The sequence below is a fragment of the Evansella tamaricis genome (assembly GCF_019042215.1).
GTDB lineage: Bacteria > Bacillota > Bacilli > Bacillales > Salisediminibacteriaceae > Evansella > Evansella tamaricis.
Genome location: NZ_JAHQCS010000178.1, coordinates 162,627 through 174,718 on the forward strand (window position 1 = coordinate 162,627; position 12,092 = coordinate 174,718).

Here is a 12,092-nt window from a genome sequence, read left to right on the forward strand (position 1 = left end):
TGTCGTCTGTTTTTTAATTATTTTTTATGTGTTACACACTGATCGTATAATCCTGTTTCTTTTAATACAGAAATGAGCGTTTCACCCATTACAGCAGGAGTTTCAGCTACTTGCACACCGCATTCCTGCAATGTTTTTATCTTTTCTGCGGCTGTTCCTTTTCCACCAGAGATGATTGCTCCAGCATGCCCCATTCGTTTTCCTGGAGGTGCTGTTTGACCGCCGATGAATCCCACGACAGGTTTTTTCATGTTTGCCTTAATCCACTCTGCCGCTTCTTCTTCTGCTGTTCCACCAATTTCTCCGATCATAATTACAGCATACGTATCTGGATCTTCATTAAATAAGTTTAAAACATCAATGAAGTTAGTTCCATTAACAGGATCTCCACCAATACCTACAGCTGTTGACTGACCGATACCTTCCGTGGATAACTGATGTACTGCCTCATACGTTAATGTACCCGAACGGGAAACAACACCAACATGACCTTTTTTATGAATATATCCAGGCATAATTCCGATTTTACATTCTTCCGGTGTGATTACTCCCGGGCAATTCGGTCCGATTAATCTTGTGTTTTTCCCTTCTAAGTAACGCTTCACTTTGATCATGTCTGTTACCGGAATACCTTCTGTTATCGTAATAACAAGTTCAACACCTGCATCTGCAGCTTCAATAATGGCATCTGCAGCAAACGGAGGTGGAACATAAATAACAGAGGCATTCGCACCTGTTTTTGCCACTGCATCTGAAACAGTATCAAATACAGGAATTCCTTCCACTTCTGTGCCACCTTTACCAGGTGTCACACCGCCTACAACATTTGTACCATATTCCACTGCTTGTTTTGTATGGAATAAGCCAGTAGCTCCAGTGATCCCTTGGACGATGACCTTCGTATCTTTATTGATCATAATGCTCATCAAATTTCCCGCCTTTCCTACGCTTTAACTAGAGAAACAATTTTTTCTGCACCATCAGCCATTGATCCAGCTGCGGTTATGTCTAATCCAGACTCTTCCAAGATTTTCTTTCCTAGTTCAACGTTTGTTCCTTCTAAGCGAACAACTAGTGGAATGTTTAAGCCCACCTCTTTTGTTGCTGCAACAACACCTTCTGCAATAACATCACACTTCATAATCCCACCAAAAATATTAACGTAAATTCCTTTAACGTTTTCATCGGAAAGGATGATTTTAAATGCTTCTGTTACTTTTTCCTTCGTTGCACCACCACCAACATCAAGGAAGTTAGCAGGATCACCATTGTAATGTTTAATAATATCCATTGTTGCCATAGCAAGGCCTGCGCCATTTACCATACAACCAATATTCCCGTCTAATGATATATAACTTAGGTCAAATTTAGATGCTTCGATTTCCTTAGGATCCTCTTCATCTAAGTCGCGATACTCCAATACTGCCTTCTGACGGTAGAGGGCATTTGAATCAAAATTTAATTTTGCATCCAGTGCCATTACTTTTCCGTCACCAGTCGTAACGAGGGGATTAATTTCTGCAATGGAACAATCTTTATCTACAAAAACTTGATACAGTCCCATCATGAACTTCACAGCTTCCCTAACTAGATCTTTCGGAATATTAATGTTAAAAGCAAGCCTTCTTGCCTGATATGGCATTAATCCTACAACTGGATCAACTATTTCCTTGAAGATCTTTTCTGGGGTTTTTTCAGCGACTTCTTCAATCTCTGTTCCCCCTTCTTCAGAACCCATCATGACGATACGGTCCGTTGCGCGGTCAACAACAAGGCCGATGTAATATTCACTTTGAATATCGCAGCCTTCTTCAATCAAGAGGCGTTTAACTTCCTTACCTTGTGGACCTGTTTGGTGCGTCACTAACGTTTTCCCAAGGATATCGTCAGCGTATGTACGTACCTCCTCTAAGCTCTTCGCTACTTTAACACCGCCAGCTTTACCACGGCCACCTGCATGGATTTGAGCTTTGACAACGGTTACAGGCGTACCTAAAGACGTTGCTGCTTCCACTGCTTCATCAACCGAATAGGCAACTTTCCCATTAGGAACGGCAACACCGTAGCTTCTTAGAATTTCTTTACCTTGATACTCATGGATATTCATAGCCAGCCTCCTTACTGAGTAATTTGATCTTAGGAAGGTTTCCCTTCCACTTCCACTGATACATGCATGATATAAACCATAACAAAAGAGTATATGATATTACCATACATAGGATTCGCTGAAATTTAAGCAAATCCTTTAAAAAATTTGAATCTGGGTAATACATAATATTGCTTTTAGCCGGGCAGATTGATTAAAAAACTACCCATGTATTGCACAATGCTTATTTTACTATACTTTTCGACAATTTTGTGAATAATAAGCTTAAAATAACTTAATGCAGAATAGTTATAATAGTTAGATTTTTCTGAAATATACTAAAACAGTTGTGTCTGCAACATTTACAAGACTATAACGCCACAGAAAAAACTGCTGTCCTGTTACTTTCAGCAGTTTTTTTCAGCCAAAAACTATTCATTCATCTAGTTTCGTCGTCATTCCATTGCTTCTCACCCACTTGATGAGTGGGATGCATAAAACGCTCATTTGGTAAGCCACGATACTTATTATGTGTTTCTAGCTTTAGTTTCGTCCCATCATTCTTCCTGTTATTTTCCACTAAAGGAGCCTCTTCTTCCTCCACCCAATGATCTCCAGACATCATGGCAGGATCCACATTTTCATCCCAATGATCTAATGGTGTTTCTGGGTTAGGTTCAAATTCCCTTTTTTTCTTCATGGTTTATCGCTTCTCTTCCCTTTTTTGTTTAACGATTTTTTTTGTGACATTATTCATTGATGATTGCTGCTCCGTTTGAAGCGTTGATTGAAAAACTCCAAACTCTTGAGCAATTTCCTCTCTGTAGCTATTCATGAAGTCATCCATTCCCTCTACTTCTAATTTAGATCGTTTATTAGCCACGGTCACCCCTCCTTTTTTCTTATGGTGACCGCAACAAACAAAAAAGAATCTAGCAGTTTTTTCCTTTTTGTGACTGGTCCAATTTGTATATAAAGGAAAAGACTTCAGCAACAACCTCATATAGGGCTGGAGGAATCCGTTCATTCATTTCTAATTGAGAAAGAATTTCCACTAATGAAGCATCCTCTTGGATGGGGATATTCTCTTCTTTAGCCCTCCGTATGATTTCTTCAGCAACGTTCCCTCTTCCCTTAGCTTTTACCCTAGGGGCATCGTCCACTTTCTTATCATACCGAAGTGCAACGGCTCTTTTCTTGTTTATTGATCGATTGTCCACTCTATTTACTCTTTTCATATCCGAATATCCACTCCTCGGTACATAGACTTGTCTCTGTCAAGTTCACTTACCGTTTTCTGATCGTCAGGTGAAGAAGGGGGAGTTGTCCATTTTATTGCCGATAAGTGGTAGTTAAGTGAATGCAATTGTTCCTTGAGAAATGGATACCAATCCCTTTGGAAAGAGGTGGGTTTTTCGTTATCGTTGAAAATAGTTAACGTGATCACTCTGTTTTGTATTTGAACATCAATCAATGTTTCTTTTAAGTATTCTAATTGTAAGTAAAATACAATTCGGCAATGATCTTCGTCAATTATTCCACTGTTATCTTTACGTCCTTCCCATTGAACAGTCCAATCTCTCTGTACTCCTCCCCATTCCACAGGAAATTGCATTACGGTATGTGAAATATAAGAATCGTCCCTCGAAAGAAGCTGAAGGGCTGTTAAGCGCTGGACAATAAATTCTGCATGTCTTCTTACGGCTGATTCATTTTGAGATGGATCTTGTATTAGCTGAAGTAACATGGATTTTAATGTTGAAGCTTGTTTTGAATACTGCCGTACATTCCATTCATCCTGCAAACCAACTTTTACAAATATATCTAATAAATTTTGACCATTCAATCCACCAGTTTTTCCTGTAGCTTGAATTTCTTCTCCTTTTATTACGACACTTTGTAACAGTTGTGCAAGTGGAGAATGACTGGATTGGAATGATGACTTGACGCTCAATGCCTTTTCTAATGAACGAATGGCTTCCGAAATTGTTCTGTCAGAAGAAAGAGACGCAAAACTCAAGAAAGTATCTTTCGTTAAAGGGAGGGAATACTGTAGCATCTTTACTACAAGGTTTAGATTTTGCTCCCGATCCATTGAGGATGATTGGAGAAGTGCTGCCCCTTCACTAATATTTTGTTGTGTAAAAGGGATATTCTCTTGTATGAATCTTTGAACTAACAAGACGTTATTATAGGATTGCCCTAAGCCCATTTGTCTCAAAACCATATTGGCAGATTGCTCTGACGGAATATTGGATGGGGATATGACAGGGGCACTGTCTATTACTTTTAATCGTGGTACACCTTCACTTCCCATTACCCGAAACAAATAAACCTTTCCCTTCTCAAGAGATGCTTCTAATTTGGCAGTTACATGAAGAGGGCCTAATTTCAATTGAGCAAGTTGATCGGGATACCATTTTGTCACATTCCCAAGGAACACTTGCCCCGGCTTCAACTGGATCCTGGAGGATGAACTTGAATTCATCCCGCTGAATAAATGCTGTATGATCAAAGACATTACACCAACTTCCCTTCGCTGATGAACTTTATGTATTTAAAAGGCCACAATACTCCTTTACAGGGGCAAATGACTGCCGATGTTCCTTTGTTATCCCATGGACAGCCATGGCATCTATATGTTCTTTTGTTCCATAGCCCATGTGGTTATGGAATCCATACTGGGGATAGGTTTCCCCCATTTTTTCCATATACCGGTCCCTCGTTACTTTTGCAATAACTGAACTTGCAGCAATACTTATACTCTTTGCATCCCCTTTAATCAACGAGGTCTGGGGAACGTTTAATGGTAATTCCATTGCATCCAATAATAAATAATCTACAGGGACATGGATTTGTTCCACAGCACGTTTCATCGCTAGTTTCGTAGCTTGATAGATATTATGGAAATCAATTTCTTCCGCTGTTGCCATTCCAATTCCAACATCCACTGCATTGGCTAGTATAAAATCATAAAATTCGTCTCTCTTTAACTTTGAAAGTTTCTTTGAATCTGTTAATCCAGGAAGATAAAAATCTTTTGAGAGCACCACACAGGAAGTCACCACAGGTCCAGCAAGGGGGCCTCGGCCAACTTCATCAATTCCGCCGATGAACTGATAGCCTTCTTTCCAATATTTCTCTTCATATTCTCGCATATTAAAAAACTGGTCTTTTAATTGCGCTTTTTTTTCATAGTTTTTTTCCCACGTATGTACTAATTTTTGGACACCTTTTCTTTTATCCCTTCTTAAAGTGGATAAGAAATCATCTTCGTTGCTAGTAACCTCTTCTAATTTCTCCTTAATCAACTGGATAGACATCTCAGTCATGTTTATTCCCCCTAATCATTCTATCGGATTTTTTTGCGAACTATTTTAGTTTCCATTTTAAACAATTCGATTTATGTGTTTTGAAAAAGAGAAAAAAGGCACACATGGATGCATGCCTCCTACTTTGTTGAGGGAGTTTCCAGTGAGATCCGTCCCATCGTTCCAGAACGGAATTCCCGAAATAAAATCTCTGCTACCCGATCATAATCCACGATTCCACCGGACATTAAACAACCGCGTTTTTTTCCGATTTCCTCAAAGAGCTCAATCACATCTTCAGGAATAAGGGTAAGCTGATATCTTTCCTTTAATCGTTCCGGATAATGATCCTTTAAGAAACGAAGAAGAAAAACCGACATCTCTTGAAAATCAAGAATTTCTTCTTTAATGGCCCCTGTGAGAGCAAGACGATATCCCACCGCCTGATCCTCAAATTTCGGCCAGAGAATTCCAGGTGTATCCAACAATTCCATTTGTTTTCCAACTTTAATCCATTGCTGTGCCTTTGTAATTCCCGGTTTATCACCTATTTTGGCAATTTTTTTTCCTGCTAAACGATTGATGATTGTGGATTTCCCAACGTTGGGTATCCCTAAAATAAGAGCACGAATAGCCCGGGGATTCATCCCCTTTGCACGCATCTTATCTGTTAGTGGCTTGGCTAACTTTTGAACTTCCTGAGAGATAGATTTTACACCCGTTCCCTTTTGGGCATCGATTTGTAATACCGCATTCCCTAGGTTTTCAAAATAAGACATCCAAGCTTTCGTATGATTCGGATCTGCTAAGTCAGCTTTATTTAATAGAACAAGTCGTGGCTTTCCCTTCGCTAATTCATCAATAACCGGGTTCCGTGAAGAAAGGGGAATTCGTGCATCTACCAGTTCGATCACAACATCAATTAATTTTAATTTTTCTTTTGCTTCCCGCCTGGCCTTTGCCATATGGCCAGGAAACCATTGAATGGTCATTTTATACACACTCCTACTCTACAATACGGACCTCTGAAAATGGCCAGAAAACAAGGTTTGCTTTACCAACCACTTCTTCATAAGGGATGACACCAATATGCCTGCTGTCTTTACTGTGTTGACGGTTATCACCTAACACAAAAACATGACCTTCTGGAACACGATCAAAATCTGTCACTTCGTTAAGGTGAAAATCCCCAGTATATGGATATCGTGTTGCTTCCCTTTTAAAATTATCAAGATAAGGCTCCTCCATCGGTGTATCATTAATATAAAGAACATCGTTCTTATAATATAATGTATCCCCGGGTAACCCAATTACTCGTTTTATATAGTCTTTATTTTGTGGAGCGTGAAAGACAATTATATCAAATCTTTCAGGTTCGCCGATTGTGTACCCTATTTTATTTACGATCATCCGATCATTGTGCTCAAGCGTCGGCATCATGGATTGTCCATCTACGACAATTGGTGCAAAAAAGAAGTAACGGATAACAATCGCTAATATTAGGGCGACAGCAACTGCCTTTACCCATTCCCATGATTCTGATTTCGCCATCTCGCTTTCATCCTCCAGCATGATTCATTTTAGTGTTTAAAAACTAGGCTAATGGCCTAATTCATAGAATCCTGTAATTCAGTTTATTTTATCATAGAACAATAAGGATTACCTTAAGAGAGTGAATCTAATTTTTTATGTAATGGAATACTTATCAATAGAAAATTTATAATCCAGTCAACACCCCTGACTTAGATGAGGGTATAAAGAAAAAAAGAGAGCCATACAAGCCCCCTTTTTAAAACATTTATCTTTCTTTAATACGAGCTGCTTTACCACGAAGTGCACGTAAGTAATAAAGTTTCGCACGGCGTACCTTACCACGGCGAGACACTTCAATCTTATCGATACGTGGGGAATGTACAGGGAATGTACGTTCAACACCAACACCGTAAGATATCTTACGAACAGTGAATGTTTCACTGATTCCAGAACCTTTAAGTTTGATAACTACCCCTTCGTATACCTGAATACGTTCACGAGTACCCTCAACAACTTTAACGTGTACTTTTAACGTATCCCCAGGACGGAAAGCTGGAAGATCAGTTTTTAATTGTTCTTGCGTAATTTCACGAATGATATTTTCCATTTCTGTTCGCCTCCTTCCCTCCAGACATTCTTGTCCTACTAATGACAGCGGAACATCTTGATGACATGGCTAAAAGCCACAAGTGTTATAATACCACAGCTTGAAGGGGATCTCAACCCTTATTCCGTAATTCCCTCAATTGCTGCAAATATTTTTCATCCTCTTTTGTTAAGTCTATCATGTCCAATAAATCTGGTCGCCTCTCAACCGTACGTTTTAGAGCTTGCTGCCTTCTCCACTCTTCAATATTGGCATGATGTCCCGACAAAAGTATTTCAGGAACCTCGAAATCTTTAAATTTTGCAGGTCTCGTGTAATGGGGGTACTCTAAGAGACCTGTACTATAGGAATCTGTCACTGCTGATGTTTCATTGCCTAGTGTTCCTGGGAGAAGTCTTGTGACGCTGTCAGCGATGACCATTGCCCCTATTTCTCCCCCTGTCAGGACGTAATCACCGATGGAAACTTCGTCTGTGACGAGATATTCCCTAATTCGTTCATCATATCCCTCGTAATGACCACAAATAAGTACTAGATGATCCTCTTGGGCCAATTCCTCTGCTTTTTTTTGATTATACCGTTCCCCTTGTGGACAGAGGAGGATTACTCTCGATGGCTTTTGGCTGTCCATCCTTTTTCTTGTCGCCTCTACTGCGTCAAAAATCGGTTGTGGGGTGAGTACCATGCCCCCGCCCCCACCATATGGATAGTCATCCACTTTACTGTGTTTGTCTTTGGAAAACTCACGAAAATTAATGACATCATATTCCACAATCCCCTTTTGCTGGGCTGAGTTCAAGATAGATTGTTGAAAAACACCAGTAAACATATCTGGAAACAATGTTAAAATGGATATTTTCATTAGTCTAACAACCCTTCCATGAGGTGAACGATAACTTCTTTTTTATCAATATTTATTTCCTTGACCACTTCTTCGATATAGGGCAATAGAATATCTTTCCCATTTTCTTTCCGTTGCACGACCCAAACATCGTTAGCACCAGGTGAAAGTATCTCTTTTACCTTCCCCAGTTCCACCCCATCATCTGTGATTACATTTAATCCGATAATCTCATGGTAGTAAAATTCCCCTTCTTGGAGTTCATCATCAAGCGTTTCAGGGTCCACCTGTAACAGTGTCCCTTTAAATTGCTCCACGTCATTCACATTATTAAAGCCTTCAAAAGTTAATAAATCAAATTGTTTATGCTTTCGCCAGGAACTTACTTGAAGAGGTTGTCTCGTTCCCTTTTCGTCCAGTACATAAAGGGTATTTCCTGTGGCATATCGTTCTTCAGGAAAATCGGTTCTGGAGATAACACGAACTTCTCCACGTATACCATGTGTATTTACAATTTTCCCAACATTAAGCCAATCAGTCATCTTCCTCCATGCCCCCTTGACGTATTTCATGTATGACACCGTCTTTAATAACGATTTCGGTACCTTTCATTATTTCTTCCCAATTATCCCCTTCTTCAACCTGTTCAATCATTTGAATTGTACCTTCTCTTATTTCAGAACCTAATGCAAGTTCATCCAATTGGCCAAGTTTTAATTCCAATTGACGAAGTCTGTCCTTACGGCGCTGAACTTCCCTATTAAAACTTTCTTTAAGTGATTTCTGATAATTAAGATTGTTTTTATTTGCCTTTAATTTTTTATGTAATACAAACTCTAGTTGTTGAATTTCTTTGTTTAATTGGTATTGCCGGCTCAAAAACTGTTCCTTCAGTCTCGTCTTGCTTTTTTCAGTTAAGATCTGTTTTACAACTACTTTTTTAATAATTTCCATTCGGGCTTGTCACCTCCAGTGATTTAGGATTCCTGAAAACAGCTTTTATTAGTTGAGATTTATAAGCGTATTCCTATCCATGCTAAGTAGCATTTAGTGTTTTATTTTTGCATTTTCTTAGTTTGTAAAATAAATGTTCTATCAAAGAAACGATTTCCATTTTCACTACAGTCTTTTTTATATTTACATACGGAAAAAGGGAGAGGACATACCTCACCCTTTACCCGATTTCTAGATTGATGCGTTTGTTTTGATTCGTACCTGCTGCATTCACAACAGAGCGAATCGCCTTTGCGATACGGCCTTGTTTGCCTATCACTTTCCCCATGTCGTCCGCGTGAACTTCCAGCTTCAGTGTGAGTGATCGACCGTTTTCAACTTCAGTAACACGGACGTCATCCGGGTGATCGACAAGGGCCTTTGCAATTGATTCAACAAGTTCTTTCATGTCACTCACCTTTAACGAATATTTTCACACGAAGGACTTATTTTACGTTCTTCGCATTGTGAAGTTTTTCCATTAAGCCTACTTTTGAGAACAAGTTGCGAACTGTATCAGAAGGTTTTGCGCCATCCAACATCCATTTCAACGCTTTCTCTTCATCTACTTTAAATTCCACTGGATTTTTAAGTGGATTGTAAGTTCCAAGCTCTTCAATAAAACGACCATCACGTGGTGATCTAGAGTTAGCTACAACTACGCGATAGAACGGAGATTTTTTTGCTCCCATTCGCTTTAAACGAATTTTTACTGCCATGTGTTTCACCTCCAAATTTCATTCACACAATTAAGTATATTATCATAAACTTTCACGGGGGACAACCCCCAGTAAAGTAAAAAAACTTTACACTAGGAAAAATTACATAAACGGCATTTTAAATCCGCCTTTTTTCTTTCCTTTTCCTTGCATTCCCGCCATTTGTTTCATCATTTTTTTCATCTCGGCGAATTGCTTAATAAGACGGTTCACTTCTTGGATAGAAGTACCACTACCCTTTGCAATCCTACGCCGACGACTGGCATTTAAAAGGGACGGATCTTCCTTTTCTGCCTTCGTCATAGATTTAACAATCGCTTCAATATGTGACAACTGCTTATCGTCCACTTGAATGTTTTTGAGGCCTTTCATCTTACCTGCACCAGGCATCATGCTCAAGAGTTCGTCTAATGGGCCCATACTCTTCACTTGCTCCAGTTGTTCGAGAAAATCGTCAAATGTTAATTCATTCGTCCGCATTTTCCTTTCTAACTCTTTCGCCTTCGCTTCATCCACATTCGTCTGGGCTTTTTCTATAAGAGTTAATACATCTCCCATCCCTAAAATACGAGAAGCCATCCTCTCTGGATGAAACGGTTCTAATGCATCGACCTTTTCCCCCATCCCCGCAAACTTAATCGGAGTGTCGGTTACAGCCTTAACGGATAATGCGGCACCACCTCGGGTATCCCCATCGAGTTTCGTTAATACCACACCGGTGATTCCTAGTCGTTCATTAAAGCTCTCTGCCACATTAACGGCATCTTGCCCCGTCATTGCATCCACGACTAAGAGAATTTCGTCGGGATTGGTTAATGCTTTTATTTCTTCTAGCTCATTCATCAGTTCTTCGTCCACGTGAAGTCGCCCTGCAGTATCAATCAGAACATAATCGTGGTGATTTTGTTTCGCCTCTACCATAGCGTTTTTGGCAATCTCCACCGGACTCACCTGATCACCCATAGAAAAAACAGGCATACTCAGCTGTTTCCCCAGTGTTTCTAACTGTTTAATGGCAGCTGGACGATAGATGTCGGCTGCGACCATAAGTGGCTGGCGATTATGTTTTTTGCGGAGATGATTTGCCAGTTTTCCAGTTGTCGTTGTTTTACCTGCACCTTGAAGACCTACCATCATTACAACAGTGGGAGGCTTTGATGCAACCGCAATTTTGCTCTGCTGTCCACCCATCAATTTAGTCAGTTCATCATTAACAACCTTAATAACCTGTTGGCCCGGTGTTAAGCTCTTGAGAACTTCCTGACCAACTGCCCGCTCTTTTACATTCGCAATAAACTGCTTGACAACTTTAAAGTTAACATCCGCTTCTAGAAGGGCGAGACGTACTTCCCGCATCATTTCTTTCACATCGGCTTCGGAAACTTTTCCTTTTCCGCGGATTTTATTTAAAGTCCCCTGCAGTCTTTCTGCTAATCCTTCAAATGCCATACATATTGCCCCCTATTCCAGTTTCTCGAGTGCTTCGATCATCTCGATCATTGTATCGGGACTATCTTGTTTTTTTACTGCTGATTTAAGCTTTCGGATTAACTCTTGTCTGGATTCATACCTGACTAACAGCATGAGTTTATCCTCATATTCCTCTAACAAAGCTTCTGTCCGTTTAATATTATCATAAACGGCTTGACGACTTACATTAAACTGTTCTGCAATCTCACCTAGAGACAGATCGTCTAAATAATAGAGGGTCATGTAGTGATTTTGCTTTTCTGTGAGAAGTGCCTGGTAAAAATCATATAAATAATTCATGCGGATTGTCTTTTCTATCAAGAATCTCACCGCCTTGTTAGATTCACTTTACAACATACAATACTACAAGATCCCCACTATGGTGTCAAGTTTTTTTCTTGACTATAAGAAAAGTGTAAGCGCCTATGGTCACGAGTGTAGGGCAGTGGAGGAATGACAACTAGAAGTCCGCTCTTTGACTTCGGTTGTCACTTCCGAAGTGCCCCGTAGCGAGTAGGCGCTGGAGCTAGAC

The 12,092-nt window shown here is 39.9% G+C and carries 17 protein-coding genes; all 17 read right to left on the reverse strand.

Features of this window, described 5'->3' with window-relative positions; translation table 11 throughout:
- Positions 1-17 precede the first annotated feature (17 nt).
- The 17 genes from sucD to KS419_RS22835 all read right to left on the reverse strand — a co-directional run bounded on the left by sucD (position 18) and on the right by KS419_RS22835 (position 11,881).
- Positions 18-926, reverse strand: coding sequence for a succinate--CoA ligase subunit alpha (sucD, locus tag KS419_RS22755; protein WP_217069231.1), 909 nt, complete (start codon positions 924-926; stop codon positions 18-20).
- 17 nt (positions 927-943) lie between these two features.
- Positions 944-2,107 carry an ADP-forming succinate--CoA ligase subunit beta gene (gene sucC, locus KS419_RS22760; protein WP_217069232.1) on the reverse strand — a complete coding sequence of 388 codons (1,164 nt, stop codon included), beginning with the start codon at positions 2,105-2,107 and terminating at the stop codon, positions 944-946.
- Between the two features lie 418 nt (positions 2,108-2,525).
- The gene (locus KS419_RS22765; RefSeq protein WP_217069234.1) at positions 2,526-2,786 is read right to left on the reverse strand and encodes a DUF3905 domain-containing protein; all 261 of its coding nucleotides are present in this window, start codon (positions 2,784-2,786) and stop codon (positions 2,526-2,528) included.
- Between the two features lie 3 nt (positions 2,787-2,789).
- Positions 2,790-2,969: a small, acid-soluble spore protein, alpha/beta type gene (locus KS419_RS22770; RefSeq protein ID WP_217069235.1), complete on the reverse strand. Its 180-nt coding sequence runs from the start codon at positions 2,967-2,969 to the stop codon at positions 2,790-2,792.
- Between the two features lie 49 nt (positions 2,970-3,018).
- Positions 3,019-3,324, reverse strand: coding sequence for an EscU/YscU/HrcU family type III secretion system export apparatus switch protein (locus tag KS419_RS22775; RefSeq protein WP_217069237.1), 306 nt, complete (start codon positions 3,322-3,324; stop codon positions 3,019-3,021).
- Entirely contained in the window at positions 3,321-4,607 is a 1,287-nt protein-coding gene (locus tag KS419_RS22780; RefSeq protein ID WP_217069238.1) for a hypothetical protein, read from the reverse strand. The genes KS419_RS22775 and KS419_RS22780 overlap by 4 nt, the downstream gene beginning before the upstream one ends.
- 28 nt (positions 4,608-4,635) lie before the next feature.
- Complete coding sequence (locus KS419_RS22785; RefSeq protein WP_217069240.1) at positions 4,636-5,418, reverse strand: ribonuclease HII; 783 nt, start codon at positions 5,416-5,418, stop codon at positions 4,636-4,638.
- Positions 5,419-5,537: 119 nt separating this feature from the next.
- Positions 5,538-6,389: a ribosome biogenesis GTPase YlqF gene (ylqF, locus tag KS419_RS22790; protein ID WP_217069243.1), complete on the reverse strand. Its 852-nt coding sequence runs from the start codon at positions 6,387-6,389 to the stop codon at positions 5,538-5,540.
- 13 nt (positions 6,390-6,402) lie between these two features.
- Complete coding sequence (gene lepB, locus KS419_RS22795) at positions 6,403-6,948, reverse strand: signal peptidase I (RefSeq protein ID WP_281419876.1); 546 nt, start codon at positions 6,946-6,948, stop codon at positions 6,403-6,405.
- 247 nt (positions 6,949-7,195) lie between these two features.
- On the reverse strand, positions 7,196-7,537 hold the full coding sequence (rplS, locus tag KS419_RS22800) for a 50S ribosomal protein L19 (RefSeq protein ID WP_217069245.1): 342 nt from the start codon (positions 7,535-7,537) through the stop codon (positions 7,196-7,198).
- 112 nt (positions 7,538-7,649) lie between these two features.
- Complete coding sequence (gene trmD / locus KS419_RS22805) at positions 7,650-8,399, reverse strand: tRNA (guanosine(37)-N1)-methyltransferase TrmD (protein ID WP_217069247.1); 750 nt, start codon at positions 8,397-8,399, stop codon at positions 7,650-7,652.
- Positions 8,399-8,920: a ribosome maturation factor RimM gene (gene rimM / locus KS419_RS22810; RefSeq protein ID WP_217069249.1), complete on the reverse strand. Its 522-nt coding sequence runs from the start codon at positions 8,918-8,920 to the stop codon at positions 8,399-8,401. The genes trmD and rimM overlap by 1 nt, the downstream gene beginning before the upstream one ends.
- Positions 8,913-9,332 (reverse strand): YlqD family protein, encoded by a 420-nt coding sequence (locus KS419_RS22815; protein WP_217069251.1) that lies wholly within the window; start codon positions 9,330-9,332, stop codon positions 8,913-8,915. The genes rimM and KS419_RS22815 overlap by 8 nt, the downstream gene beginning before the upstream one ends.
- 220 nt (positions 9,333-9,552) lie before the next feature.
- Positions 9,553-9,780, reverse strand: coding sequence for a KH domain-containing protein (locus KS419_RS22820; protein WP_013489117.1), 228 nt, complete (start codon positions 9,778-9,780; stop codon positions 9,553-9,555).
- A 37-nt stretch (positions 9,781-9,817) separates the two neighbouring features.
- Complete coding sequence (rpsP, locus tag KS419_RS22825; RefSeq protein WP_217069253.1) at positions 9,818-10,090, reverse strand: 30S ribosomal protein S16; 273 nt, start codon at positions 10,088-10,090, stop codon at positions 9,818-9,820.
- Positions 10,091-10,192: 102 nt separating this feature from the next.
- A complete protein-coding gene (gene ffh, locus KS419_RS22830) occupies positions 10,193-11,539 on the reverse strand; it encodes a signal recognition particle protein (RefSeq protein WP_217069255.1) in 1,347 nt (448 codons plus the stop codon).
- 12 nt (positions 11,540-11,551) lie between these two features.
- Positions 11,552-11,881 (reverse strand): putative DNA-binding protein, encoded by a 330-nt coding sequence (locus KS419_RS22835; RefSeq protein WP_217069257.1) that lies wholly within the window; start codon positions 11,879-11,881, stop codon positions 11,552-11,554.
- Between the last annotated feature and the right edge of the window lie 211 nt (positions 11,882-12,092).